The 25,067-nt window shown below is 70.7% G+C and carries 22 protein-coding genes; 9 read left to right on the forward strand and 13 right to left on the reverse strand.

Going from position 1 to position 25,067, the window contains the following annotated elements:
* Window positions 1-8 precede the first annotated feature (8 nt).
* Both ABZV77_RS22355 and ABZV77_RS22360 read right to left on the reverse strand, forming a co-directional pair.
* Complete coding sequence (locus ABZV77_RS22355; protein WP_356259475.1) at window positions 9-1,010, reverse strand: abortive infection protein; 1,002 nt, start codon at window positions 1,008-1,010, stop codon at window positions 9-11.
* Between the two features lie 117 nt (window positions 1,011-1,127).
* Complete coding sequence (locus ABZV77_RS22360; protein WP_356259478.1) at window positions 1,128-2,606, reverse strand: HEAT repeat domain-containing protein; 1,479 nt, start codon at window positions 2,604-2,606, stop codon at window positions 1,128-1,130.
* A gap of 147 nt (window positions 2,607-2,753) precedes the next feature.
* On the opposite strand from ABZV77_RS22360, the gene ABZV77_RS22365 reads away from it, so the two are divergent.
* Both ABZV77_RS22365 and ABZV77_RS22370 read left to right on the forward strand, forming a co-directional pair.
* Window positions 2,754-4,814 carry a restriction endonuclease gene (locus tag ABZV77_RS22365; protein ID WP_356259480.1) on the forward strand — a complete coding sequence of 687 codons (2,061 nt, stop codon included), beginning with the start codon at window positions 2,754-2,756 and terminating at the stop codon, window positions 4,812-4,814.
* A gap of 94 nt (window positions 4,815-4,908) precedes the next feature.
* Complete coding sequence (locus ABZV77_RS22370; RefSeq protein ID WP_356259483.1) at window positions 4,909-5,943, forward strand: LacI family DNA-binding transcriptional regulator; 1,035 nt, start codon at window positions 4,909-4,911, stop codon at window positions 5,941-5,943.
* Window positions 5,944-6,168: 225 nt separating this feature from the next.
* Here ABZV77_RS22370 and ABZV77_RS22375 read toward each other — a convergent pair whose 3' ends face one another.
* Complete coding sequence (locus ABZV77_RS22375) at window positions 6,169-7,407, reverse strand: glycoside hydrolase family 64 protein (protein ID WP_356259486.1); 1,239 nt, start codon at window positions 7,405-7,407, stop codon at window positions 6,169-6,171.
* A 213-nt stretch (window positions 7,408-7,620) separates the two neighbouring features.
* On the opposite strand from ABZV77_RS22375, the gene ABZV77_RS22380 reads away from it, so the two are divergent.
* Both ABZV77_RS22380 and ABZV77_RS22385 read left to right on the forward strand, forming a co-directional pair.
* Entirely contained in the window at window positions 7,621-8,412 is a 792-nt protein-coding gene (locus tag ABZV77_RS22380) for a VOC family protein (RefSeq protein ID WP_356259489.1), read from the forward strand.
* Window positions 8,413-8,613: 201 nt separating this feature from the next.
* Window positions 8,614-8,862, forward strand: coding sequence for a WhiB family transcriptional regulator (locus ABZV77_RS22385; protein ID WP_356259491.1), 249 nt, complete (start codon window positions 8,614-8,616; stop codon window positions 8,860-8,862).
* A 133-nt stretch (window positions 8,863-8,995) separates the two neighbouring features.
* On the opposite strand, the gene ABZV77_RS22390 is transcribed toward ABZV77_RS22385, so the two are convergent.
* Both ABZV77_RS22390 and ABZV77_RS22395 read right to left on the reverse strand, forming a co-directional pair.
* Window positions 8,996-11,476: a hypothetical protein gene (locus ABZV77_RS22390; protein ID WP_356259494.1), complete on the reverse strand. Its 2,481-nt coding sequence runs from the start codon at window positions 11,474-11,476 to the stop codon at window positions 8,996-8,998.
* Between the two features lie 55 nt (window positions 11,477-11,531).
* The gene (locus ABZV77_RS22395) at window positions 11,532-11,990 is read right to left on the reverse strand and encodes an Lrp/AsnC family transcriptional regulator (protein ID WP_356259497.1); all 459 of its coding nucleotides are present in this window, start codon (window positions 11,988-11,990) and stop codon (window positions 11,532-11,534) included.
* Window positions 11,991-12,052: 62 nt separating this feature from the next.
* Between ABZV77_RS22395 and ABZV77_RS22400 the strand changes: the two genes are divergently transcribed.
* The 3 genes from ABZV77_RS22400 to ABZV77_RS22410 all read left to right on the forward strand — a co-directional run bounded on the left by ABZV77_RS22400 (window position 12,053) and on the right by ABZV77_RS22410 (window position 14,031).
* On the forward strand, window positions 12,053-12,823 hold the full coding sequence (locus tag ABZV77_RS22400) for an AzlC family ABC transporter permease (protein ID WP_356259500.1): 771 nt from the start codon (window positions 12,053-12,055) through the stop codon (window positions 12,821-12,823).
* Window positions 12,816-13,145 carry an AzlD domain-containing protein gene (locus ABZV77_RS22405; RefSeq protein ID WP_356259503.1) on the forward strand — a complete coding sequence of 110 codons (330 nt, stop codon included), beginning with the start codon at window positions 12,816-12,818 and terminating at the stop codon, window positions 13,143-13,145. The genes ABZV77_RS22400 and ABZV77_RS22405 overlap by 8 nt, the downstream gene beginning before the upstream one ends.
* A 73-nt stretch (window positions 13,146-13,218) precedes the next feature.
* Entirely contained in the window at window positions 13,219-14,031 is an 813-nt protein-coding gene (locus ABZV77_RS22410) for a thioesterase family protein (RefSeq protein WP_356259506.1), read from the forward strand.
* 57 nt (window positions 14,032-14,088) lie between these two features.
* Here ABZV77_RS22410 and ABZV77_RS22415 read toward each other — a convergent pair whose 3' ends face one another.
* The 4 genes from ABZV77_RS22415 to ABZV77_RS22430 form a co-directional block, all read right to left on the reverse strand.
* A complete protein-coding gene (locus ABZV77_RS22415) occupies window positions 14,089-15,060 on the reverse strand; it encodes an acyl-ACP desaturase (protein WP_356259508.1) in 972 nt (323 codons plus the stop codon).
* Between the two features lie 162 nt (window positions 15,061-15,222).
* Window positions 15,223-15,999 carry a dimethylargininase gene (gene ddaH / locus ABZV77_RS22420; RefSeq protein WP_356259511.1) on the reverse strand — a complete coding sequence of 259 codons (777 nt, stop codon included), beginning with the start codon at window positions 15,997-15,999 and terminating at the stop codon, window positions 15,223-15,225.
* 38 nt (window positions 16,000-16,037) lie between these two features.
* Window positions 16,038-18,350: an excinuclease ABC subunit UvrA gene (locus ABZV77_RS22425; RefSeq protein WP_356259514.1), complete on the reverse strand. Its 2,313-nt coding sequence runs from the start codon at window positions 18,348-18,350 to the stop codon at window positions 16,038-16,040.
* A 9-nt stretch (window positions 18,351-18,359) separates the two neighbouring features.
* A complete protein-coding gene (locus ABZV77_RS22430; RefSeq protein ID WP_356259517.1) occupies window positions 18,360-20,003 on the reverse strand; it encodes an ABC-F family ATP-binding cassette domain-containing protein in 1,644 nt (547 codons plus the stop codon).
* Between the two features lie 297 nt (window positions 20,004-20,300).
* Between ABZV77_RS22430 and ABZV77_RS22435 the strand changes: the two genes are divergently transcribed.
* On the forward strand, window positions 20,301-21,017 hold the full coding sequence (locus ABZV77_RS22435) for a GPP34 family phosphoprotein (protein WP_356259520.1): 717 nt from the start codon (window positions 20,301-20,303) through the stop codon (window positions 21,015-21,017).
* Window positions 21,018-21,043: 26 nt separating this feature from the next.
* On the opposite strand, the gene ABZV77_RS22440 is transcribed toward ABZV77_RS22435, so the two are convergent.
* Window positions 21,044-21,460: an SsgA family sporulation/cell division regulator gene (locus tag ABZV77_RS22440; protein ID WP_356259523.1), complete on the reverse strand. Its 417-nt coding sequence runs from the start codon at window positions 21,458-21,460 to the stop codon at window positions 21,044-21,046.
* Window positions 21,461-21,673: 213 nt separating this feature from the next.
* Here ABZV77_RS22440 and ABZV77_RS22445 point away from each other — a divergent pair, with 213 nt between their 5' ends.
* Entirely contained in the window at window positions 21,674-22,786 is a 1,113-nt protein-coding gene (locus ABZV77_RS22445; protein WP_356259526.1) for an oxidoreductase, read from the forward strand.
* A gap of 7 nt (window positions 22,787-22,793) precedes the next feature.
* Here ABZV77_RS22445 and ABZV77_RS22450 read toward each other — a convergent pair whose 3' ends face one another.
* From ABZV77_RS22450 to ABZV77_RS22460, 3 genes are read right to left on the reverse strand one after another with little or no spacing between them, the layout of a single operon-like run.
* Window positions 22,794-23,093, reverse strand: coding sequence for a YciI family protein (locus ABZV77_RS22450; RefSeq protein ID WP_356259529.1), 300 nt, complete (start codon window positions 23,091-23,093; stop codon window positions 22,794-22,796).
* Window positions 23,075-23,542, reverse strand: a complete 468-nt coding sequence (locus tag ABZV77_RS22455; RefSeq protein ID WP_356259531.1) for a GNAT family N-acetyltransferase — start codon at window positions 23,540-23,542, stop codon at window positions 23,075-23,077. Before ABZV77_RS22455 ends, ABZV77_RS22450 begins: the two co-directional genes overlap by 19 nt.
* A gap of 41 nt (window positions 23,543-23,583) precedes the next feature.
* The gene (locus tag ABZV77_RS22460; protein ID WP_356259534.1) at window positions 23,584-25,032 is read right to left on the reverse strand and encodes an SPFH domain-containing protein; all 1,449 of its coding nucleotides are present in this window, start codon (window positions 25,030-25,032) and stop codon (window positions 23,584-23,586) included.
* Window positions 25,033-25,067: the final 35 nt, after the last annotated feature.

The raw sequence follows: 25,067 nt of genomic DNA on the forward strand, positions 1-25,067 counted from the left end.
GCGCGGGCTCAGTGGGAGCCGTAGAACCTGGCCAGTTCGTGGAACGCGGCTTTCGGCTCCCACCCGTCCCCGACCGCCTTGACCACACCGAAGCTGGCCATGTCCAAGTCGTGGCGCGGGTCGGCCGAGTGGGGCTTCGGCGCGATGAACTCGAAGACGTACGCCCCGTGGACCTTCTCGGCCGCGAAGAGCTCCAACTGCTGTGCCAGGTAGTCCGCCTGCACCTGCTCGTTGCGGGTGAACGAGCCCGCAAGCCTCGGGGGATCGGCCGACCAGTCGATGATGCCGTAACCGGCCGGGCCCATCGCGGCGGCGCCGTCGAAGGAGCAGCAGCCGAACTCGGTGATCACGACGGGCTTGCCGTGCCGGTGGAACCGTCGGAGGCCCGCGGCGTAGTCGGCGTCGTTGTAGGCCATGCGGTAGTAGTTCAGCCCTACGAGGTCGAAGCCGTCCCAGTCCACGTCCTCCCACAGACCCGCGCCGTACGTCAGTTCGCCGCCGAAGCGCGCCCGAGCCACCTCACGAGCGCGTCCGAGCAGGTCGTTCAGCTGCTCGTTGAACTCCGGGAAACGCGGCCACCACTCCGGGTCGGCCAGCTTGGCGGACCGGTCCGCGTGCGTGTCGCCGGGGATGATCCCCGAGCCGAAGACCGTCAGCTCGCAGCCGATGATGAGGGCGACCCGGCCGTACCGCTGCCGCAGCTCCTCGGCGGCAGCGGCGGCCGCCGCGAGGTGCTCCAGCATCGCGTCGGGCGCCGCTTCTATGAGGCGCGGCTGCAGGCTGACGTGCAGCCCCAGATCAAGCGCCGCGACGGCCGTCTCGGTCAGCCGCCCGATGTCGGTCCCGAAGAGGCTGACCGAGGTGCAGTTCAGATCGTTCCGGATGACCGACATGTGCCGCCGGATCAGGTCGCCGGATGCCTCCTTGCGTGACAGGCCGTTCTCGGAGTAGTTGGTGCCGGTGTCGTAGTTGATGCCCTTCCGGACCAGTCCCGGGGTGTCTTCTCGCATGCGCGGAGCTTAGAGCCTGTCTTTGAACCCCCGCCTGCGCCCCGACGCCCGGCACGCACTCCCCCTAGCTCTCGGCTGCGCTCGAGCAGGGGGACCCCCATGCCGCACGGAGTCGGCTCAGGCGCGGGCGCGGAGCTGTGCCAGCAGATCGGACAGCATCTCGGCACGGCGGTCCGGGTCGGGATAGCCGTCCGGGTCCTCGCAGCGAGCCGCCCATCCGGTCGTCTCCAGCCGCTCCAGCCGTTCGACGAGACGTGGGCGAATGTCGTCCGGCAGGCTGAAGTCCCCTTCCATGGCGGCGAGTTCATAGGCCGACAGGAACCGCCAGTCCACGTCGGGGGAGTCGAACTCGCGCAGCAGCCGGTCGTACGCGTCCGTGGCGCCGTTCTCCAGGGCGTGCTGGAGGGCGGCGGCCCGGATCTTCGGCGAGGAGGCGTCGGCGTGACGTTCCAGGGCGTCGGAGACCGTCCGGGAGACCGGCTCCTCGCCGCGGTCCAGCCCCGCCAGGCTCTCGGCGGCGGAGCCCCGGACCTCGTCCTCGGGGTCGTCGTCCAACAGCGCCACGAGGGCGTCCACGACCCGGCCCTCCTCCGGTGTGCCGAGGGTCAGCGGTCCGAGGCCGAATGCGGCGGCGGAGCGGACGGTGTCGTCGGCGTGGCGCAGCCGGCCGAGGAAGAGGTCCACCGGCGGGTCGGGGAGGGAGGCGGCGACGTGCAGCTGGACGTAGCAGCCGAGGAGCTGGTTGAGGACGAACGGGTCCTGCTCCCGGGCCAGCAGGTGGTCCAGGGCCTCGCGGGTCCGCCCGCGCCGCAGCAGGTCGTCCCGCATGACCTGGTGGTGCAGGGTCTCGACGCCCAGGGTGGCCCGGTCGGCGTCGGCGCTCATGCAGAGGTCCAGCGTCTCGTCGACCTGGAGGCCGTGCCGTGCGCGGTCCGTCCACGCCTCGTCGTCGGGAGAGTCGCACAGGGGGGCGATCAGTTCGAGACGTACGTCGCTGTCGGGAGCCGTGGCCAGGGCCCGCTCCAGGATCGCGCCGGTCTCGGTCCGGACGCGCTCCGCGTCCTCCGCGGGCAGCGGCTCGTTCCTGCGCACCACGAGCGACGTCAGGAGGACGGCGAAGTCGAACGCAAGCTCGCGCGTGAAGCTGCCGGGCCGTCCGGCGCCGTCGAGCCCCTCCGGGGTCCAGCCCTGGCTGCGCAGGTACGTGAGGCGGGCCCGCATGTCGTCCCGTACGTCCTCGCCGACCTCCCGCAGGGCCGGGGGCCCGCCGAGCTCCTCGACGAAGCCGGTCCACGCCCGGAGGCAGCCCTCGGGGTCGTCCAGATGCCCGGCGAAGATCCCCTCCACGCGCTGACGGACCGCGGTGTCGCGGCGCAGCGCCGCGCAGAAGCCGTCCACCACGGTCTCGTGGAAGTCGTCCGTCCACGGCTCGCGCGCCACGGCAGCGGCCAGCTCCCGAAGCGCCCACTCCAGATCGGCGGCCTCCGCGGCGTCGACCGCCGCCTTGGCCCGCACCGCCGCGTCCGGATCCCGCAGAGCAGCTCCCAGCTCCTCGTGCAGCTCGGCCTGCTTGCGCTCTCTCCGCTTCTTGAACATGGGGGCAGGGTATGCGCAGCGCGCTTCGCCTGCTGTTGCCGAGCGGATATGCGGGGCGGCTGTCGCTCGGTACAGTCGTTCTGTGGCGACTGGTTGTGGGGACAACCAGTCGGTGTTCGGCTGCCAATGTCCGGGGGGCTGCAGCACATGAGTCGTCGTTCTACGGGTTTCGTCGGCGTATGGGCCGAAACGCAGCGGCAGCAGCAGCGCCAATCCGAAGCCGAAGCCAGCAGGCGGAGACAGGAGGCCCAGCAAACACGGGCCTTTCAGCAGCGCGCTGCCCAGAGCCATCGCCAGTACAGGGATACGGAGGCGCTGCGTCGCACGGAGGAACTTGACGCGGAAGTCGCGGCACTGCAAGAGCTTCTTGCCGAGGGTTGTCGGGCTCATCCCTTCGAGGCCACCTCGCTCCTGCGGCCGGAGGAAGTCCAGCCTTTCGCTCCGGGGCCATTGGCGCAGCCCGTGCCTCTGCCGGATTTGAATCAGTACCAGGCGCAGGACGGGTGGACTGGGAGGCGACGGGCGCAGGCTCAGGCCGAGGCCCGTGCGCGCTACGAGCGTGTCCGCGACGCCGCCCTGGCGGCGGAGGCGCAGCGGCAGCAGCAGCTGGCCTCGTACCGTCGGGAGTATCAGGCGTGGGCCGATGGGCAGCTGGCCGAGGTCCGCGCGCACAATGCGGGTGTCGCCGCAGTGACCCGAGGGGTGCGGCGCCGGGATCCGGATTCGGTGGTCGAGTACTTCTCCGCGGCTCTGTACGCGTCAACGGGATGGCCGGAGGGATTTCCCCGGCAGGTCGTAGCAGCTTATGACCCTGATGCGGGTCAACTGGTGCTCGATTGGGAGTTGCCTACCTTCGGCGTCGTTCCTGCGGTCAAGTCGGTTCGCTACATGTACGGGATCGACCAGGACAAGGAAATCGCTCGTCCGATAGGCCGGCGTCGTGCGCTGTACAAGGAGGTGCTGGCCCAGTGCATGCTGCTTGTTCTGCACGAGCTCTTTGCCGCGGACGAGTTCGGTGCGCTCGAGTCCGTAGCCTTGAATGGATTCGTCGACGGACACGACCCCACGACGGGTCGGCCCGGCCGCATTTTCCTCGCGACCGTGATGGCGTCGCGTTCTTTGTTCCGTGAGCTGCATTTGGCGCAGGTGGACGCGGGCAGTTGTCTCGCCGACGCGCTGCGGGGGCAGCTCTCGCCGCGGCCTGACCAATCCGCCGCGGTGCGGCCGAGTCGACGTCCGCAGGACGTCGGGCACCGTGTCGTCGCGCACGGCAGCGACGAGGAACCGGATCTGTACGAGATGGATCCGGTCGCATTCGAGAACCTCGTCGCCGATCTCTTCCGGGCCATGGGAATGCAGGCGGTGACGACGGCACGTTCCAATGACGGCGGTGTGGACGTCGACGCCCTGGATCCCACCCCGATCCGCGGCGGCAAGATGGTCGTTCAGGTCAAGCGCTACCGCAGGACGGTGCCGCCCACCGCCGTGCGCGACCTGTACGGGACCGTGCAGGACGCCGGAGTGAACAAGGGTGTCCTCGTGACGACGTCGGGGTTCGGACCTGGCTCCCACACGTTCGCCAACGGGAAGCCGCTGGAGCTGATCTCGGGCGCCGAGCTCGTCGATCTGCTGCATCGGCACGGTCTGCGCGGGCGGCTCGGCGAGGAACGCCCGCAGAACGCGGCACAGGCGGCCGCCGCGGCGCCGGACACGCGACTGCCCGACGACTACAACGTGCTCGGCATGTCGTGGACCGGAAGCGTCGCGCTGGACGTCTGCGCGCTCGTCTGCCGCGGCAGCCGTGTCATCGGCGACGACTTCTTCGTCTTCTACAACAACCCGCAGACCCCGGACGGTTCCGTCCGGGCCGTTGACGCCGCTGCTCCCGACAAGGCCGCGGTCTGCGTCGCCTTCGACGGACTGCCGGACGAGGCCGACCGGCTCGTGCTCGCGGCCGCCGTCGATCCCGAGGCCAACCCGGACGCCGACCTCTCCGGGTTCACGGACGCCTGCATCCGCCTGCTCGACCCCGAACTGACCGAGCTCGGAAACCTGGAGGTCTCCGACGGCCGCCCGCGCGAGACCGCGCTGGTGCTCGGTTCGTTCCGCCGCAGGTCGACCGGGGACTGGGACTTCGTGCTTGGCGGCAGGGGGTACACGGGCGGCCTGGAGGAGCTCGTGCAGGACTTCGGCATCGAGGTGGAGTAGACAGGCTGATCGAATTCGTCCGCCGTCCCCGCACACCCTCCGCCCCCGATACGGGAAGATGCCTCCTGACATCGTCAGGGAGGAGTGACCGAAGGTGACCGAGGAACCGCGCCCCACCCTGGAGGCCGTGGCCGCTCGCGCCGGGGTTTCCAGGGCCACCGTCTCGCGCGTCGTCAACGGGGACCCGGGGGTGCGGGAGGTGCTCGCCGAGAAGGTGCGGCGGGCGGTCGACGAGCTCGGCTACGTCCCCAACCGTGCCGCCCGCAGCCTGGTCACCCGGCGCCACGACGCGGTCGCCGTGGTGATCGCCGAGCCGGAGACGCGGGTCTTCGCCGACCCATTCTTCGCGCTGCAACTGCGCGGCATCAGCCAGGAGTTGACGGCGCACGACATCCAGCTGGTGTTGCTGCTCACCGAGGGGCGGGACGACCACGAGCGGGTCGGCCGCTATCTCGCGGGCGGGCACGTCGACGGGGCCCTCGTCTTCTCGCTGCACCTGGACGACCCGCTGCCCGGCATCATCCGGCGCGCGGGCCTCCCGACCGTCTTCGGCGGGCGCCCCGGCTGGCCCCAGGCCGAGGAGGGCGAGCCCGGTGCGTCGTACGTGGACTGCGACAACCGGGGCGGTGCGCGCGACGCGGTGCGGCATCTGATCGGTCTCGGGCGCGGCCGCATCGCGCACATCACGGGAGCCCTCGATCAGACCTCCGCGGTCGACCGGCTCGACGGGTACCGCGAAGCGCTGGCCGACGACGTCGATCCGGGGCTGATCGCCGAGGGCGACTTCACCCCGGCGGGCGGGGAGCGCGCGATGCGGGAACTCCTGGACCGGGAGCCGGAGTTGGACGCCGTCTTCGCGGCCAGCGACTTGACCGCGTCCGGCGCCCTCCGGGTGCTTCGGGAGCGGGGCCGGAGGGTGCCGGACGACGTGGCGGTGGTCGGCTTCGACGACATGCTTGCGGTGGCCGAGCAGACCGAACCGCCGCTGACGACGGTCCGTCAGGACATCGAGCAGATGGGCCGGTTGATGGCCGGGATGCTGCTGCGCGGCCGGGGAGGCGCGGAGCCCGCGGCCGAGCCGGCCGGTGTGGTCCTGCCGACGTCACTCGTGCGCAGGGCCTCCGCGTAACGGGTCTGGACCCTGGGGGCTAGGGCCTGTGTCGGAAGTCCCGCCTGCCCCGCGACGCCCGGCACGCACTCCCCCACGCCTGAAGGGCGCGGGGGGACCCCCAGCCGCGTTGTCGGGACACCCCGATACAACCAGTATCGGGGCGACCCTCCGCCTTGCGATCGCACGCACCGGACGCCGCGGGGCCCGCCCTCCGGGCGAACGACGGGACTTCCGACACAGGCCCTAGGAACCCACGCTCACCGTGAAGCGGCGCGGATTGCCGTCGTGCGCCGCTCCCGACACGTCGGGCTGTCCGTCGGGGCGCACGTCGTCGTACGGGAACGCGTACCCGATGGGGGAGTTGGCGTGCACCACCCGTGACCAGTGGTTCGTCACCGGGTCCTGGTAGTAGTCCGCCGAGCTCGTGCCGTTCGGCTGCTCGGGGTGGGTGAGCATGATGCTGCGGTTGAAGCCCGCCGCGAGCCGGGCGAGCAGGCCCTTCTTGTCGTCCGGGTCGTTCGGGTTGTTGGCGAAGGGGCCGTGGTTGCAGGTGAAGATGTCCTTCGAGGTGGGCTTGGGGAAGGCGTGGCCGCCGTTGAAGGTCAGGACGTCGCCTTGGACCCGCCCGGTGAACACGCCGCGGCCGCCTTGCAGGTCGATCTTGAGGTCCGTGCCGCGGTACTTCTCCCACACCTTGTCGATGTAGCTGTTCCACAGGTCGCGGAACGGCATCTGGTCCGGCTTGTCGAAGTACGGCGCCATCAGGTTCTGCGGCGAGATGATGCGCAGTACCTTGCCGTCGTCACCGCGGATGACCAGCTTGTCCCACGGCTGTCCGTCCTTCCCCGTCTGCGCCGCCAGATCCGCGGCGATCTTGTCGACGGCGCCGTCGGGCAGCGGGGCGACGGTGTGCTTGTCGTCGCCCTCCAGGGTCAGGCCGATGGGCAGCGCGGTCACGAGGTCGACGTAGCTGATGTTGGCGTAGAGCTGCTGGGGGTTGAAGGTGAACTCGCAGAACGACCACGTGCGGCCGTAGTTGGGGTCCTCGCGGGTCGCGAAGGCGGGCTCGACCAGGGAGGGGCCGGGGTTGAGGAAGAAGTCCAGCTTGTCGTCGCGCACGAAGTAGACGCGGGCGCCGTACATCTGGGGGAGGGTCAGCACCTTGGGGGCCGAGCCCGCGGCGCCGAGCGGGATGGCGCAGTCGACGGGCAGCGGGGTCTGGGGCGCCGAGGGCGAATCGGGGCGGTAGACGCCGCCGTCCGGCTTGAGCAGCACCCAGCGGTCGGTGCCCTGCTCGTGGCCGGTGACGTAGGCGCGCACCTGGCCGGGGAGCGACTTGTTCGCGAGGGCCAGCTCACAGGTGGCGGGCGCGGCCTTGCCGCCCGCCTGGGCGCCGGGGCTCAGCGCGCTTCCCCAGACGGGGTAGGTGAGGGCGCCCGCGGCGGCGGCCGTGGTGGTCAGGAACGTTCGACGCGATATCACGGAAAGTCTCCTGCGCGGTTGCGTGGGGGGATGTTGTGTGGGGGGCACCACTGTCTCGGCGGGCGATTGCGACGTCAAGAGTTGTGACTGAGAGCGCTCTCAAAAATGTTGTCCCTTCATCAAATGACGACGTGAGCGCGGGGGTGGGCCGATTGTCAGTGGCGGGTGCCAGACTCAGGGGTGCGGAAGCGAGATGCGACAAAGGAGTCGATCATGCTCAATAACCGTTTCGTCACAGGTGCACCCGTCTGGGTGGACATGTGCGCCCCGGACCTGAGTAGCGTCAGCGGGTTCTATCGCGAGCTGTTCGGCTGGGAACTCCAGCAGGGCGCCGCGGACGTGGGTGGCTACAGCCAGTATCAGCTCGCGGGCCGCACCGCCGCGGGCGCCATGGCCATGTCGGCCGACGAGGCCCCACCGGCCTGGACGCTCTATTTCCGCACGCCGGAGGTGGACGCCACGGCGAAAGCGGTCGAACAGGCAGGTGGCCGCACGCTCTTCGGGGCCGTGGACATCCTCGACCTCGGCCGCATGGCAGGCCTCGCGGACGCCGCGGGCGTCCCGTTCTCCGTGTGGCAGCAGGGCCAGCTCAAGGGCCTCGATGTCCTGAACGAACCAGGCAGCCTGATCTGGACCGAGCTGTACACCCCGGACGTCGCCGCGGCCACCGCGTTCTACGGCTCCGTGTTCGGCTGGGGCACCACAGAGGCGCCCTTCCCCGGCGGGTCGTACACGATGGTGCACCCGGCGGACGGCACCCCGGACGACATGTTCGGCGGCATCGTGCCGCTGGACAGCGACCCCGCCGAGGAGGCGGCGTATTGGCTGCCGTACTTCCAGGTGGACGACTGCGACGCCGCCGTGGCCAAGGCGCGGCAGGCGGGCGGCGAGGTGCGCATGGAGCCCGTTTCGATGGAGGGCGTGGGCCGCTTCGCGAAGCTCGCGGACCCGGCGGGTGCGAGGTTCGCGGTGCTGCAGCCGTCGCCTCCCGGAGAGGGCCAGTAGGGCAGAGGCAGGGGCAAGCGGTAGCCTTCGGCGCCCGGTCATGCGGTTTCGAACCGGGTGCCGAAGGACGGTTTCGCCGTGCCCGCCGCCGGGCAGTCCTCCCCGGGGCCACTGGCCGGGCACCGCCTCCCGGAAGCCGACCAGTCGTTCGTTGATCGTTCGTTGATCGGTTGTTTCGCGCGGTGGGACAGCATCGGTGTCATGCAGATCGAGATGACAGCCGAGCCCGAACTCGCCTGGCAGGAGCAGGCGCTGTGCGCCCAGACAGGAGCAGACTTCTTCTTCCCCGAGCCCGGAAGCTCGGTGCGTGAGGCGAAGGACATCTGCCAGATGTGCGACATGCGCACGGCCTGCCTGGAGTACGCGCTGAACAACGACGAGCGGTTCGGCGTATGGGGCGGACTCTCCGAGAAGGAGCGGTACGCCCTCAGACGCCAACCCAGCGCCTGATCCGCCCTGATTGCCTGATCGCCTGATTCCCCGAACCCGCGAGCTCCTCAGTGACCATGGAGCCCGCGGGTTCTCAGGCGTTCCCAGGCGTTCCCAGGCGTTTCCAGGCGTTTCCAGGAGTCCTGAGGAGTTCTCAGGCGTACGTGACCACGAACCGCCGCGTCCCCGCTGGGACATGCACGTCGTCACCGGAGACGGGCAGCCCCCGTCCGTCCGCCGACACCGACCGCACGGACCCGAACCGGCACGGATAGACGTACCGCACCCGATCCGGGGCCTCGGTCACCTCCACCGTCACCGTCCGGTCGCCCGCGTCGTGCGTGAGCCGGTAGCCGAAGGGCGCGCCGAACAGCGTCGGGGCGGACTCGACGGCCACCGTGTCGCCGTCCGGCACCCAGTGCGGACGGACGCCGGGCGCGATGTACACATGCGGATCGCGGTCCTCGTCCGCCTCGAACAGCAGGATGTCGCGGAGCAGGAGCAGATACTCCGCGGCGGCCCAGCCGTGCGGGATGTCGCCCATGTACCAGTGCCGGGACGGCACCTCGTGGAAGTCCGAAGCGATGGTGAAGGCGTGCTGCTCGTTCCACGCGCCGAGCGCCACCGCACGCTCCTCGGTCCGCGGGAAGGCGGCCCCGACGATCCAGCCGAGCAGCGCGTCCGCCCGCGCCGGGTCACCCGCCAGCAGATACGCGTGCGCCAACTGCGTGGTGAGGTAGGGCCCGTAGGCGTTCCACGCCGCCTCGTGCCGGTATCCGCCCCGCACGAAGTGGGCGTACATGGTGTCGAGCGTGCAGCGCGCCGCCGCGTCGATGTCCGTGCCGAGCTTGCTGCCCATGTGCAGCCGCAGCGGATGGAAGAACGCCGCGGTGCCGATCATCGTCGAGTCGAGCCTGCCGACGTCGCCGGGCCCCGTCGGGATGTACGTCTCCCAGGCCCCGCGCCTGCGCTGCTCCGCCAGGACCCAGCGCACCGAGGCCGCCGTCGCCCGCTTCAGGTCGTCGAAGGCCGCCCACAGTTCGGGCACGTCCGGCGAGCCGATGCGCTCCGCGAGCCGCGCCGCCTCGTACAGACCGGCCAGCGCCCACAGGTCGTCCCAGTAGTGCGGTTTGTCGCGCTCGCCCAGGTGCTCGGCGCTCCAGCCGCTGTGCAGCAGCCCGTACTGGTCGCGGTTGTCCCGCAGCCACCGGGCGCCGTCGATCACGTACGGCGCGTAGAGCTTCGCGCCGAACGCGGCGGTGCGGCCCCTGGTGCGGTCGAAGCGGCCGATCGCCCAGAGTGCCTGGCCGTTGCTGTCCCATTCGCGGTCGTCCCGCTCGTGCGGGCCGCCGTAGAAGCCGTACTCGGCGCAGGGCCCGATCCGGCCCGTGCCGCGGTTGAACTTCAGCGGGTAGTGCGTGCCCAGCTGGTGCTCGGCGAGCGCGCTGTCGCCCACCAGCGAACAGGCCGTGGCCTCCACGGACGAGTCGCGGATCCAGAACGAGTCGTACACCGTGGGGCCGGGGTGGATCTCCCCGTGGTCGGAGAGGATGAGCAACTGCGAGCGCGACTCGCGGAACAGATCGGCCAAGTGCGAGACGGTGCGCGGCAGTTCCGGCTGCACTCCCTGGCCGAGCAGCTTCGACGTCCAGAACGCCCGGTTGGCCTCCTCCAGTTCACCGGCCGGTACGGCCCTGATCTCGGCCAGGTCGTCGGCCCCGCTGTACAGATCGACGGGCAGCCGCACATCCAGCTCGAACACCTCGTCGTCGATCACCCGGAACGGCCACGCGAACGCCGCGCTGCACAACCCCGCGACCTGGTCCTGCGCCTGCCCGGCGCCGTTCAGCTTGCCGCCGTTGACCAGGTCGTGGAACGGGCTGTGCGCCAGATACGAGGCCGGGTCGTAGCTGAAGTCGGGGTTGCCGTACACGCCGTACTGCTCGGGCGCCGTGTCGAACACCGGGCCCCAGCCGCTGTTCGTCTCGACCCGGTTCTCCACCGGCAGATGCCGCAGGAAGGTCAGCCTCCGGTCGGTGATCTGCCGACCGTTGCGGTCGTGCCGCTGGAAGCCGCTCGGGCCCGCGGGCAGCACCGCCGCGCACAGCCAGCCCTCGCGCGGCTGCCCGGTCGCGGTGCCCACCGTCACCCGGGTCACCACGAGATCGCGCTGCCGCGCGCCCACCGCCGTGGCGAAGGTGCGCTGCACGAACTCGACGCCGTCCGGGGCGCGGAAATCCGTGAGGACGACCGGCAGGTGCGGCGCCTCCATGCGCTGGGACACCGTGCCGTCGCCGGGCAGCTGCGGCAGGTTCAGGGCGCCCGTCGCCGGGTCGTAGAGGAAGAAGCACAGGCAGTACTTGTCGTAGACCGGCTCGATCTCACCGGCCTGGCCGATCAGTGACTCCTGACGGTGGTCCTTCACGCCCACCATGTGCCAGTAGCGGTACAGGGCGTTGGAGGCCAGGGCGGCTTCCTTCGACTCGTACGTCCCCGAGTCGAAGTCGTCGCTCCAGCGCCGGAAGGCCTGTTGCGCCCACCACGGCACGGGATAGGGCACCGTCGCCCGGCCCGCCCAGCTGCGCCACATGACCTCGTAGAACATCCACTCGTGGGTCTGCGCCATCTGCGCCATGGGTTCACCCCCTCGCCCACCGTTGCACCGCGGGGGGCGTTCGTAAATCGGGTCCTCAGGGGCCCTGCTTCACCGTCTTCATCGTCAGGTGGGAGTCCACGCGCAGAACACAGGGCAGGCCGGTGATCTTGCCGGTGAGGAAGGCCTCGTAGGCGGCGTGGTCGGCGACGGCGACGCGGATGAAGTAGTCGGGGCGGCCGAACATGCGACGGACCTCTATGACCTCCTCGTAGGAGGCCACGACCTCCTCGAACTCCAGATAGGTCTTGCGGTCGTTCGCGCTGACCTCGACGTCGATGAGGACTTCGAGGCCCCGGCCGAGCGCCGCGGTGTCGATCACGGCGTGATATCCGGCGATCACGCCCGCCTCCTCCAGGCGCTTGACCCGGCGCAGACAGGGCGGCGCGGTCAGGCCGACGCGTTTGGCCAGCTCGACATTGGTCAGACGGCCGTCCTGCCGCAGATGAAACAAAATTTCGTGGTCCAGCGCATCGAGGCGAATTTCATTGCTCACAGGGCCATTGTAGGGCCACTATTAGCAACCATATTAGGCTTGGATCTTTATAAAATGTCGGCATGCGAACAGCTCCACCCGTCGTCGGCGACACCCTTGTCCCCGCCCCTGCCCCCGCCGCCCCTGCCGAGATATCCAGCCCCCGGCCCTTCTCAGGACTGCGGACCGCGCTCGGCGACACCGCCTCCGTAGGACTCGCGTTCCTCCCGCTCGGTCTCGCCTTCGGGGCCCTGGTCACCCAGTCCGGCCTCGACTGGTGGTGGGCGGGCCTGTCCGCCGCGCTCGTCTACGCGGGCTCGTTCGAGTTCCTGCTCATCGGCATGGTCGCCGCCGTCGCCCCGCTGGCCTCGATCGCCGCGACCGCGTTCATGGTCAACGTCCGGCACGTCTTCTACTCGCTGTCCTACCCGCTGCACCGCGTCGAAGGGCGGCTCGGCAAGGCGTACGGCACCTTCGCGCTCAGCGACGAGGCGTACGCCCTGACCTCGGGGGAGCGCGCGAGCTCCTGGCCGGGCCGGCGCATCCTCGGACTGCAGCTCCTGCTGCACCTGTACTGGGTGGCGGGGTCGATCGCCGGAGCGCTCCTCGGCTCGCTCATCCCCGACAGCGTCAGGGGCCTGGACTTCGCGCTGACCGCGCTGTTCACCGTCCTCGCCGTCGAGGCGGTGCGGGAACTGCGCGGCGACCTGCCCACGCCCGTACTCGCCCTGTTCAGCGCCCTGTTCGCCCGGCTGCTCTTCCCCGGCGAGCTGCTCCTGGCCGCGTTCGCCCTGTTCACCCTGGGGCTCCTGGCCCGTCACCTGGCCACCCGGAGGGCGCAGAGCCATGCCTGACGCTTCCTACGCGATCGCCGCCGTCGTCGTCACCGCGGCCGTCACCTGGGCCCTGCGCGCCCTGCCCTTCGCGGCTCTCGCCCCGCTGCGCGAGAGCGGCACCGTCCAGTACCTCAGCACCCGCATGCCCGCGGGCGTGATGCTGATCCTGGTCGTCTACTGCCTGCGCGACCTGCCGCTCACCCAACCGCGCGCCCTGGCTCCGGTGGTGGCCGTGGCCGTCACCGTCGGCCTCCATCTGTGGCGGCGCAACGCGCTGTTGAGCATTCTGGGCGGCACCGCCGTCCATGTGATCCTGTCCAGCACGGTCTTCGCCCCCTGATCCCCCTGATCCCCCTGACCCACCTGCCCCTCTGATCCCAGTGAGCCCGTCGAGTCCCGAGAGGTACGCACCGTTGAGCACCGGCAGCTACTACGAGTCCATCGATGACCACCGCTACAAGCCGACGGCTCACGCGAGCGGTGCGTGGGACCCAGCGGAACAGCACTTCAGCCCGCTCGGCGGCCTCGTCGCCCATGGGATCGACCGACATCTGGCCGCGCGTCCCGGCGGTGTCGGCGACGGCCTCGTGCTGTCCCGGATCAGCTTCGACATCCTCGGGCGCCTCGCCCTGGACGAGTGCGAGATCCGGGTGGAGACCATACGTCCCGGCCGCACCATCGAACTGCTCGAAGCGGTCGTGCTCATCGCCGACCGCCCCGTGGTGCGGGCCAGGGCCTGGCTGCTCGGCTCCGGCGACACCGCGGCGGTCGCCGGTGGCGGGGCGGACGCGCTCACGCCGCCCGACGGGCTCGCGTCCTGGCCGATGACCGAGACCTGGCCCGGCGGGTACATCGCCTCGCTCGACGTCCGTCCGCTCGCGCCCCCGCGGCCCGGCCGCACGACGGCGTGGATCTCCACCGGCCTCGATCTCGTCGCGGGACAGCCCGCGGGACCGCTCGCCGCCTTCGTCGCACTCCTCGACACCGCCAACGGCATCGCGGTGCGCCAGCCGCCCACGGCCTGGATGTACCCGAACGTCGATCTGACGGTCCACTTCCACCGCCAGCCCGAAGGACGCTGGGTAGGACTCGACACCAGCGTCACCTTCGGTCCCACCGGGCAGGGCGTCACGAGCTCCGTGCTGCACGACCTCGCGGGCCCGGTCGGCAGGGCCGAGCAGATCCTCACCGTCCGGCCCTTGCCGGGTGCCCACGAAGGGCCGTGACGAAGGGTAGTGACGGGAGGCCGTGACAGGAGGCCGTGACGGAGGGGGCGGGCCGGGTCAGGCGCCGCGCGCCGCCATCCGCGCCTTGCGCGCGGCCAGCCGCTCGTCGAACTTCGACGCCTCGGCGTCGAGCCCGCCCATGAAGAAGCCCAGCTCCTCCTGCGCCTGCAGACCCTCGGGGCCGAGCCCGTCGATCTCCAGGACCTTCAGGAAGCGCAGCACGGGCTGCAGCACGTCGTCGTGGTGGATGCGCATGTTGTAGACCTCGCCGATGGCCATCTGCGCGGCGGCCCGCTCGAAGCCCGGCATGCCGTGGCCCGGCATGCGGAAGTTGACGACCACGTCGCGCACGGCCTGCATCGTGAGGTCGGGAGCGAGCTCGAAGGCGGCCTTGAGCAGGTTCCGGTAGAAGACCATGTGGAGGTTCTCGTCGGTGGCGATGCGCGCCAGCATGCGGTCGCAGACCGGGTCGCCCGACTGGTGGCCGGTGTTGCGGTGCGAGATGCGGGTCGCCAGCTCCTGGAAGGCGACGTACGCGACCGAGTGCAGCATCGAGTGGCGGTTGTCCGACTCGAAGCCCTCGCTCATGTGCGCCATCCGGAACTGCTCCAGCTGGTCCGGGTCGACGGCGCGGGAGGCGAGGAGGTAGTCGCGCATCACGATGCCGTGGCGGCCCTCCTCGGCGGTCCAGCGGTGCACCCAGGTGCCCCAGGCGCCGTCGCGGCCGAAGAGGGAGGCGATCTCGTGGTGGTAGCTGGGGAGGTTGTCCTCGGTGAGCAGGTTGACCACCAGGGCGATGCGGCCGATGTCGGTGACCGGGGACTGGCCCTTCTCCCACGCCTCGCCGTCCTCGAAGATGCCCGGGAAGTTCCGGGCGTCCGAGAACGGGACGTACTCGTGGGGCATCCAGTCCTTGGCCACCTTGAGGTGGCGATTGAGTTCCTGCTCGACCACTTCCTCCAGCGCGTACAGCAGCCGGGCGTCGGTCCAGCTGTCCGCGCTGCCGAGGTGGGGAGAGGTGATCGTCACGGGGGCTCCAGGGGGACGGGAGTACGTAGAGTTCGACGGGCGGTGCGAGCGGTGCACTACCTACGGTGTCGTAGGTTACGTTGCCGTAGGTTAAACCCGCCGTAAAGAGGTGGTGAGCCAGGCCCCCACCCGTCCCTGCCGCCACTGAGGCCTCATTGCAGGTCAGGCGTACAGTTCACGGAGCCGAACTGAGAGGCACGTCACACAGCCTTCGAGCTTCTCGAACTCGCTGATGTCGACCGGAACCGGGTCAAATCCAAGATCGGCGAACAGCTCCGCGCTCCGGGGTGCGCTCGCCGACATGAGCAGTTTCGAGCCGCCGAGCAGCACCACGTGCGCGCCCGCCTCCTCCGGTACGGGCAGGAAGCGGGGAAACAGCGAGGGGCTGTCGACGAGCGGCTCGTACCCGATGACCGTCCCGTCGGGGAGCGCCGTCACCGCGGACTTCAGATGCAGGACCTTGGCGACGGGTACGGAGACGACCCGCGCCCCGAGCGGCTCGAAGACGGCCCGCAACTGCCGCACCCCCTCGGCGTCGGTCCTGCCGCCCCGCCCCACGTAGATCGTGTCGCCGATCTTGAGCACGTCGCCGCCCTCCAGCGTGCCCGGCTCCCATACCCAGTTCACCGAGCAGCCCAGCCGTCCCACCGCCTCCTCGACGCCGGTCGTCTCGCCCCGCCGGGACCGGGCGCCGGGCCGGGCGATCAGCGCCACGTTCCGGAAGACCACCACCGCGTCCTCCACGAAGACCGAGTCGGGGCAGGCGTCGGCCGGCTCCACCTCGAAGGTCTCCCAGCCGTGGTCGGTCAGCGCCTCCACGTACGCCTCCCACTGCCGCGCCGCCAGCCCCGTGTCGACCGGAGTGCGTTGCAGATGGGTGACCAGGCCTTCGGCGAGGCGCGGACTCGGGCGGCGGATCAGGGCCTTCTTGCTGGGCACGGGCGGCTCTCCTCACGCGGGCGGGCAGTGCCGCAACATCATGCAGCGCGCGGCCCGTCCTCGCCCAGGGCGCCGCGGAGGTGTTCCGCCGTGAACGAGCCCTCGGCCCGCAGGAGCTGCGCGGGCGTCCCCTCGAAGACGATCCGCCCGCCGTGCTTGCCGCCGTCGGGGCCCAGGTCGATCACCCAGTCCGCGTGCTTGACCACGTCGAGGTTGTGCTCGACGACGAGCACCGTGTTCCCGGCGTCGACCAGCCGGTCGAGCATCGCGAGCAGCCCTTCGACGTCCGCCATGTGCAGTCCGGTGGTCGGCTCGTCCAGGACGTACGTCGTGCCCGTGCGGTGCAACTGGGTGGCCAGCTTGATGCGTTGGCGCTCGCCGCCGGAGAGCGTGCTCAGCGGCTGTCCGAGCGTGAGGTAGGTGAGACCCACGTCCCGCAGGGCCCGCAGGCGGCGGCGGACCGACGCGTCGCCGAAGCGCTCGCAGAACTCCAGGGCCTGATCGGCCGTCATCTCCAGTACGTCCACGACGGACCGGCCGCCGACGGTGAGCCGCAGCACCTCTTCCTTGAAGCGGCGCCCCTCGCACGCCTCGCACGTCGTGGTCACCGGGTCCATGAACGCGAGGTCGCTGTAGATGATCCCGCGCCCTTGGCAACGCTCGCACGCACCATGGGAGTTGAAGCTGAACAGGCTCGCCTTCGCCCCGGTCTCGCGCGCGAACACCTTGCGCAGCGTGTCCATGATCCCGAGGTACGTCGCCGGGGTCGAACGGCCCGAGATGCCGATGGACGACTGGTCCACGACCACGGCGTCCGGGTGCGCCTCGGTGTACGCCTTCGACACCAGGGTGCTCTTGCCGGATCCGGCGACGCCGGTGACCGCCGTGAGGACCCCGGTCGGCACCCGTACGCTCACGTTCTTGAGGTTGTGCAGATCGGCGTCCTTGACCCAGTGGCCGCCGACGGCCTCGCGCGGGTGCTCCTTGATGCCGGTGGTGTGCCGCAGGTGGCGGCCGGTGAGGGTGTCGGCCAGGCGCAGTTCGTCCGGCGTGCCCTCGAAGACGACCAGGCCGCCGTCGGTGCCGGCCGCCGGGCCCATGTCGACGACGTGGTCGGCGATCGCGATCACGTCGGGGTCGTGCTCGACGACCAGGACGGTGTTGCCCTTGTCGCGCAGCCGCAGGAGGAGATCGTTCAGGCGTCCCACGTCGCGCGGGTGCAGCCCGACGCTCGGCTCGTCGAAGATGTACGTCATGCCGGTGAGGCTGGAGCCGAGGTGGCGCACCATCTTCAGGCGCTGTCCCTCGCCTCCGGAGAGCGTGGACGTCTCGCGGTCCAGGCTGAGATAGCCGAGACCGATCGCCTCGATCCGCTCCAGGGCCGCCACGGCCGCCCCCGCGATCGGACCGGCCACCGGGTCGTCGATGCGCCCCAACTCCGCGATCAGGTCGGTGACTTCCATGCCGGTGCAGTCGGCGATGCCCAGGCCGTTGATGCGGGTGGCGAGCGCCGCCGGATTCAGGCGGGCCCCGTGACAGGCCGGGCAGGTCCCTTCGTTCAGGAAGGCCTGCGCCATGTCACGGGTCTTCTGCGAGAGCGAGGACAGGTCGCGGTTCAGATAGAGGCGCTCGAAGCGGTCGGCGAGCCCTTCGTAGTCGATGTCCCGCGCGCCGCCCGTGTTGTTGACGTTCACCTTCTTCTTGGCGCGCCCGCCGCGCAGCAGGAACTGCCGTTCCGCCGCGGTGAATTCACCGACCGGCTTCCGCGTGTCCAGGTCGGGCGTGTTCGTGTACGTCTGGCCCTGCCAGGTCCCCACGGCGAACGGCGGGAAGAGGATCGCGCCGTCCGCCAGGGACCTGGCGGGGTCGAGGATGCGGTCGAAGTCGGGCCGCACCGTGCGCCCGAGCCCGTCGCACTCCGGGCACATGCCCGACGGGTCGTTGAACGAGTACGCCGCCGCGGAGCCCGCGCCCGGCGTGCCGTGCCGGGAGAACAGCACGCGGATCACGGAGTAGATGTCCGTCATCGTGCCCACGGTGGAGCGGGAGTGGCCGCCGACCGGCTTCTGGTCGACGACGATCGCGGGGGAGAGCTCCTCGATGGCGTCCGCGTGCGGCCGCTCGTACTTCGGCAGCCGGTTGCGGACGAACCAGGTGAAGGTCTCGTTCAGCTGGCGCTGCGACTCCACCGCGATCGTGTCGAAGACGACCGACGACTTCCCGGACCCCGACACGCCCGTGAAGACCGTGAGCCTGCCCTTGGGGATGCGCAGGCTCACTTCCTTGAGGTTGTTCTCACGGGCTCCGTCGATGGCGATGTACTGGTGCGTGTCCTGGTTGTCCTGGTCCATGCATCGAAGCTATGCGGAATACCCGACAGCTTCTGTCTTCTTTTCCTGAGTGATCTCCTTGAGCTCTCCGTCCAGGAGCAGCCACCGCGTGATGCCGATGGACTCCAGGAACGGCAGGTCGTGGCTGGCCACGAGCAGCGCGCCCTCGTACGAGTCCAGGGCCGTCGACAGCTGCTTCGCGCTCGCCATGTCGAGGTTGTTCGTCGGCTCGTCGAGCATGAGCAGCTGCGGCGCGGGCTCCGCGAGCAGCAGCGCCGCGAGCGCCGCCCGGAACCGCTCGCCGCCCGACAGGGTCGCCGCCTGCTGGTCGGCCCGGGCCCCCTTGAACAGGAAGCGGGCCAGCCGCGCCCTGATGCGGTTGTTGGTGGCATCGGGGGCGTACGCCGCCACGTTCTCGGCGACGGTCAGCGCGTCGTCGAGCACGTCGAGGCGCTGGGGCAGGAAGCGCATCGGCACATGAGTCACGGCCTCGCCGGAGACCGGTGCCAGCTCTCCGGCGATGGTGCGCAGGAGCGTGGTCTTGCCCGCGCCGTTCCGGCCGATCAGCGCGATCCGCTCGGGTCCGCGCAGCTCGAACTCGCCCTGCACACGGGCGCCGTAGCAGAGTTCGAGGCCGCTGAGGGTGAGGACGGTGCGCCCCGGGTGCACCAGGGTGTGCGGCAGGTCGACGCGGATCTCGTCGTCGTCCCGCACCGCCTCGACGGCGCCGTCCAGGCGCTCCTTGGCCTCGGCGAGCTTCTCCTCGTGCATGATGCGGTGCTTGCCCGCCGACTCCTGGGCGGCGCGTTTGCGGTTGCCCATGACGACCTTCGGCTCGCGCTTCTGGTCCCACATCTTCTGGCCGTACCGCTTGCGGCGGGCCAACTTGACCTGCGCGTCGGCCAGTTCGCGCTTCTGTTTGCGCAGATCGGTCTCGGCGACGCGCACCATGCGCTCGGCCGCCTCCTGCTCCACGGCGAGGGCCTCCTCGTACGCACTGAAGTTGCCCCCGTACCAGCTCACCTCCCCTTCGCGGAGGTCGGCGATCTGGTCGACGAGGTCGAGGAGTTCGCGGTCGTGGCTGACGACGACCAGGACGCCGGACCACGCCTCGACGGCCGCGTAAAGGCGCCTGCGGGCGTACAGATCGAGGTTGTTGGTCGGTTCGTCGAGCAGCAGTACGTCGGGACGGCGCAGCAGCAGCGCGGCGAGGCGCAGCAGCACCGACTCGCCGCCCGACACCTCGCCCGTGGTGCGGTCGAGGCCGATGTGGCCGAGCCCGAGCTGATCGAGGGTGGCGACGGCGCGCTCCTCGACGTCCCAGTCGTCGCCGACCGTGGTGAAGTGCTCCTCGCGCACGTCGCCCGCCTCGATGGCGTGCAGCGCGGCGCGGGTCGCGGCGATGCCGAGCACCTCGTCGACGCGCAGGCCGGTGTCGAGGGTGACGTTCTGCGGCAGATATCCGACGTCACCGGCGACGCGCACCGCGCCGTCGGTCGGCGTCAGCTCACCGGCGATGAGCTTCAACAGGGTTGACTTCCCTGATCCGTTGACGCCGATGAGACCGGTCCTGCCGGGTCCGAAGGCCACCTGGAGGCCGTCGAAGACGCCGGTGCCGTCGGGCCAGCCGAAGGACAGCGACGTACAGCTGATGGAGGTGGGGAAGGTAGACATACAGGCCTCGCGGTTGCGTGGTGTGAAGCGTGGTCAGGGGCAACGCGTTCGAGACACCGCGGCGGAGGTGAGGCCGGAGAATGAAAAAGGCCTGTGCCGGGGGGACGGGACGGCTCGTGATGCCGAGGTCGCACACGGCGTGCACGACAGCCGAAGCTGCGTGACGCGATGTCTCATGACCTCAGACGAGCAACGTCCTACTCCTATCGACGGCAACAGAACCGCTATACACCGTACGGAGCGCCGTGGGGTGCGTCAACGTTTTATCGTGAGGCCAGTGAGGCCACGCCCGGCTCCATGGCCGCCGACCGAGGAGGCGCCGTGCACTACGGCACGCTGTCCCTGCCCGCCAAGCTCCTGCTCCTGGCCTGGAGCGGCGAGAAGGAGAGGTTCACCGGCGGCCCCGACCTGCACCTCGTCATCCGCGCCGGAGCGCTGGCGGAGCTCGCCCAGCGCGGTGTGGTCGTCGAGACGGACGGCACCGTCACCCCGGTGGTCGGCGCGCGCACGGGCGACACGGTGCTCGACTCCCTGGCCGCACTCATCGAGGGGTCCCGGCCGCGCAAGTGGCGCGGCTGGCTGACGTACCGCTCCCGCACCACCCTGGACGAGGTGCGCGGCCAGCTCACCGCCCACGGCTATCTGCGCCAGGAGCGCAGGCGCGTCCTCGGCGTCTTTCCCACCCGGCACTGGGAGCTGGAGCGCGCGGGCTACGCGGAGGCGCTGCAGGCCGACGCGGGCACGGTGCTGCGCGGCACCCGACCGGTCACGGAGGTGCCCGCGAGCGAGGCGGCCCTCGTGATGTGCGCGGCCACCGGCAAGGTCCGGCCGTTCGCCACCGGCAAGGACCGCAGGCGGTACAAGGACCGGCTGGCGGAGCTGACGGACCGCGGTGGCGGCGCGTCGCCCGAGCTGGCCGAGCTGATGCGCGCCCTGCGCAAGGCGCTGGCCTCGGCGGTCGCGGCCGCGGAGATGGCGCGCTCGTCGAACGGCGGCGGCGGAGGAGGGGGCTGAGTCCGGGCAGCCCGGCTACGACGAGCTCAGCACGCGTCCCGCATCAGCTCGGCCAGGTCCTGGTCGAGATCGACGTGCCGGTGCTCCTGGCCGACCGGCACCAGCGCCGTCGTGCGGTGCAGGAAGCGGCGGAGGTCCCCGGTGCGGATGTGGACGATCGCGGTGCCTTCGGGGGCGTGGAACTCCACGACCGTGCGGTCGAAACCGTACGGACGCACGCGCACGTCCCCGTCGCCCGCCGCCCGCTCCACGCCGAGGACTAGGAGATCGCGGGCGAAGGTCCAGTAGACCTCGATTCCCTCGAGGGTCGCGGGAGCGGGGAAGCTCATGCGCACGGCGAACGGATCCCGCCGGTCGTAGTGGAGCGTTGCGGGAATGGTGGGCATCCGCGGCGCGGCGGCGACCAGGCGGGCCTCTACGGCTTGCTCGATGACGGTGGACAACGCCTGCTCCCTCACTGACTGCTGGACGACTGGGGTCGGCACTTGGATAGACGAAGGAAAGATGGAATCCGTGCACACGGAGGGTGGGTCGGAGCGAGTGACCTCTGTCACCGCGACACCCTGGCGGGGTCCGCGGTTCCCGGTGACCACCCCATGGGGGACACCTTCAGGCCATCTGGACGAGGCCGCGCGCGTCGGCTAGCTTCGCCCGCCATGAGGGGCATGGGGAAGACGAAGTCGACGAGGCGGATGCTACTGACGGGACTGTGCGGGGCGATGCTCGCAGGAACCGTCCTCGCGGCACCGGGCGCCGCGGGGGCGGACGGCGCCGCGCACCACCCGGACCGGAAACCGCGCTGGCAGCTCAAGGACAGCGGCACCGACGCCCGCTTCCGCGGGCTCGCCGCGGTCAGCCGTGACACGGCGTGGGCCGCCGGTACCAAGGGGACCGTGCTGCGTACAGCCAACGGCGGCAAGACCTGGCGCGAAGTGTCTCCGCCCGGCGCCGCCGATCTGGAGTTCCGCGACATCGAGGCCTTCGACGGCCGCCGCGCGGTGGTGCTCGCCATCGGCGAGGGCGAGGCGTCGCGGGTGCTGCGCACCGAGGACGGCGGCGCCAGCTGGACGGAGTCGTTCCGCAACACCGACGCCAAGGCGTTCTACGACTGCATGACCTTCTTCGACCGCCGCCACGGCCTGGCGATGAGCGATCCCGTCGACGGCAGGTTCCGCATCCTGTCCACCGCCGACGGCGGCCGGTCCTGGAAGGTCCTGCCGGACGCCGGGATGCCCGCCGCCCAGGAGGGCGAGGCGGGGTTCGCGGCGAGCGGCCAGTGCCTGGTCGCATCGGGGCCGCGGGACGTGTGGCTGGCCACCGGCGGGGCGTCCCGCGCGCGGGTCCTGCACTCCGCCGACCGCGGCCTGACCTGGCAAGACACCGACGCGCCGATCCCGGCGGGCGACCCCGCCCGCGGCGTCTTCGGGCTCGCCTTCCGCGACCGTACGCACGGCATCGCGGTGGGCGGCGACTACCGCGCCGACCAGGCCTCGCCGAAGGCGGCGGCGGTCACCCGGGACGGCGGCCGCAGCTGGGACCCGGCGGGGCAGCCGCCGCCCGCCTACCGATCCGGCGTGGCGTGGTTCCCGCACAGCCGCTCCACGGCCCTCGCGGTGGGCCCGACGGGCACCGACGTCACGACGGACGGCGGGCGGAGCTGGCGGACGGTCGACTCCGGGTCGTACGACACCGTGGACTGCATCCCCGACCGGGGCTGCTGGGCCGCGGGGGAGAAGGGGCGGATCGCCCGCCTGGAGGGGCGGCGCTAGAAGGGCCCTATGCGGGCAGCTGCTCGCGGTACGCGGACAGGGCATCGGCCGTCTTCGTCGCGTAGAACTCGGTGACGCGGTACTCGCAGACCCCGGCCACCGTGAACGGGTCCTCCGCGACGGTCTTCTCGATGGCCGCGCGGTCCTCCGCGACGGCGATGATCACGCCGCCGTCGCGGGGGTTCTTGCGGCCCGAGGCGATGAAGACACCGGCCTCGTACTGCTGGTCGAGCCAGGCGACGTGGGCGGCGAGCTGCTCGTCGACGGCGGAGACCGGCGCGGTGTAGGTCAATTCGAGAATGAACATGATCGCGAGGCTACCCGGGCGTCCCGCACCATGAAGACGTCGACCGGGTCCTCCGTCTCGACCGCGAACCCGTGGCGTTCGTACAGCCGCCGGGCGGAGCTGCCCTGCAGCACGTCGAGCCGGACGGTCGCGCCCTCGGCGTCGGTCCGCTCCAGGAGCGAGCCGAGGACCGCCGAGCCGAGGCCCCGCCCCTGCAGCCGCGGGTCGAGGTAGAAGTGCTCGAGCCACTGACCATCGGCGGCGGGCCGCAGGGTGACGCACCCCGCGAACCCGCCGCCGCTCTCGATCACACAGGTGTGCTCCCGGGAGAACGAGTCCCGCAGCCGCTGCCGCACCCGGTGCGGATCGAACCGGCCGAGACGCTCCAGGTCGGGCCGCATCACGATCGCGCGCAGTTCAGCTATGAGTTCTATGTCCGCCGTCCTCGCGGAACGCAGTGCCCAGTCCATGATCGAAGGGTATGCGGCCGCGAGGAGTCGCCCTCAGGCGCCTAGTCGGTGACGTCGATCTTGCCGTTGACGGAGGCGGCGGCGGATGCGGGCACGGCGGCCGCCCCGCTCTTGCCCGGCGTGCCCTTGCCCGTGATGCCCTTGAGGAGCTCGGCGAGGTCGACCCCCGTCGTGGAGCTGAGGAGCTCGACGCCCTGGGCGACGTTGTCCGCGACCGTGCGGGACAGCTGGCCCGCCCCGTCCGTCGAGATCACCGTCATCTTGTCCACCGCGCTCAGCGGCTCGGACGCCTTGGCGACGACGCTCGGCAGGACCTCGACGAGCATCTGCAGGACGGCGGCGTCACCGTACTGCGCGAACGCGTCGGCCTTCTTGCGCATCGCCGCGGCCTCCGCGGCACCCCGCGCGCCGATCGAGGCGGCCTCGGCCTCACCCTCCAGGCGTACGGCGTCGGCCAGCGCGGCACGGTGCGCCTTCTCGCCCTCACCGGTGAGACGGGCCCGCTCCGCGTCGGCCTCGGCCTGCTTGACCAGACCGATCCTGCGGGCCTCCGCCTCCTGCTCCGCCTGGTAGCGCGCGGCGTCGGCGGGCTTGCGGACCTGGGTGTCCAACTCGCTGTCGGTGAGCGCCGCCTGGCGCTTGGCGACCTTCTCCTGCTCGGTGAGGACGTCCTGCTGCCTGGCCGCCTCGGCGAGCGGTCCCGCGGCGCTCGCGCGGGCCGCCGCCTCGTCCGTCTCGGCCTTGATCTCCGCCTGCTTGAGGTAGAAGGTCCGCTGCGCGACGGCGATCTCCTCCTCGGCCTTCAGCCGCGCCTGCTCGGCGGCGCGGCGCGCCACGGCCTCGGCGATGTCCGCCTCCTGCTTGGCGCGGGCGGCCTCCGGGCGGCCGAGGTCCTCCAGGTAGGAGCCCTCGGTGGTGATGTCCTGGATCTGGAAGGCGTCGAGGACCAGGCCCTGCCCGGACAGGCTGGCCTCGGCCTCCTCGGCGACCTGACCGGCGAACGCGGCACGGTCCCGGATGATGTCCTCGACCGACATGCGCCCCACGATGGAGCGCAGCGCGCCGGAGAGCACTTCCTGGGTGAAGCCGACGATGCCGTTCTGCTGCACGAGGAAGCGCTGGGCCGCGGCCCTTATCGAGTCCTCGGTGCCGCCGACCTTCACGATGGCGACGCCTTCGAGGTTCGCCTTCACGCCGCGCAGCGTCACCGCGCCGCGCACGGCTATCGGGATGTGCCGCGAGGACAGGTCGAGCGTGAACTTCTGCTGCACGAACGGCACGACGAAGACGCCACCGCCGACCACGACCTTCTGGCCGCTGTTGTCGGTCATGATCCGGCCGGTGTCCGGATCGGTGGACTTCTTGCCGCGCCGGCCGGTCACGATGAAGGCCTCGCTGGGCCCGGCGACCTTGTAGCGCGTGATGACGACGAGCGCCAACAGGACGAGGAGTACGACGACTCCCACGACCGAGATCAGGACTGGACTCATGGTGCATTCCCCCCTTGCCACCCGGGGACGGCAGA

It is taken from the genome of Streptomyces sp. NPDC004732, from assembly GCF_040609235.1.
Taxonomy (GTDB): domain Bacteria; phylum Actinomycetota; class Actinomycetes; order Streptomycetales; family Streptomycetaceae; genus Streptomyces.

Excerpts from the sequence above, each read along its gene's own strand:
- ABZV77_RS22380 (WP_356259489.1), top strand. The coding sequence starts at position 7,621 with ATGCTCAATAACCGTTTCGTCACAGGTGCACCCGTCTGGGTGGACATG.
- ABZV77_RS22390 (WP_356259494.1), bottom strand. The coding sequence starts at position 11,476 with ATGGCGCAGATGGCGCAGACCCACGAGTGGATGTTCTACGAGGTCATG.
- ABZV77_RS22425 (WP_356259514.1), bottom strand. The coding sequence starts at position 18,350 with ATGGACCAGGACAACCAGGACACGCACCAGTACATCGCCATCGACGGA.
- ABZV77_RS22385 (WP_356259491.1), top strand. The coding sequence starts at position 8,614 with ATGCAGATCGAGATGACAGCCGAGCCCGAACTCGCCTGGCAGGAGCAG.
- ABZV77_RS22365 (WP_356259480.1), top strand. The coding sequence starts at position 2,754 with ATGAGTCGTCGTTCTACGGGTTTCGTCGGCGTATGGGCCGAAACGCAG.
- ABZV77_RS22430 (WP_356259517.1), bottom strand. The coding sequence starts at position 20,003 with ATGTCTACCTTCCCCACCTCCATCAGCTGTACGTCGCTGTCCTTCGGC.
- ABZV77_RS22435 (WP_356259520.1), top strand. The coding sequence starts at position 20,301 with ATGGCCGCCGACCGAGGAGGCGCCGTGCACTACGGCACGCTGTCCCTG.
- ABZV77_RS22455 (WP_356259531.1), bottom strand. The coding sequence starts at position 23,542 with ATGGACTGGGCACTGCGTTCCGCGAGGACGGCGGACATAGAACTCATA.
- ABZV77_RS22355 (WP_356259475.1), bottom strand. The coding sequence starts at position 1,010 with ATGCGAGAAGACACCCCGGGACTGGTCCGGAAGGGCATCAACTACGAC.
- ABZV77_RS22450 (WP_356259529.1), bottom strand. The coding sequence starts at position 23,093 with ATGTTCATTCTCGAATTGACCTACACCGCGCCGGTCTCCGCCGTCGAC.
- ABZV77_RS22460 (WP_356259534.1), bottom strand. The coding sequence starts at position 25,032 with ATGAGTCCAGTCCTGATCTCGGTCGTGGGAGTCGTCGTACTCCTCGTC.
- ABZV77_RS22445 (WP_356259526.1), top strand. The coding sequence starts at position 21,674 with ATGAGGGGCATGGGGAAGACGAAGTCGACGAGGCGGATGCTACTGACG.
- ABZV77_RS22400 (WP_356259500.1), top strand. The coding sequence starts at position 12,053 with ATGCGAACAGCTCCACCCGTCGTCGGCGACACCCTTGTCCCCGCCCCT.
- ABZV77_RS22360 (WP_356259478.1), bottom strand. The coding sequence starts at position 2,606 with ATGTTCAAGAAGCGGAGAGAGCGCAAGCAGGCCGAGCTGCACGAGGAG.
- ABZV77_RS22405 (WP_356259503.1), top strand. The coding sequence starts at position 12,816 with ATGCCTGACGCTTCCTACGCGATCGCCGCCGTCGTCGTCACCGCGGCC.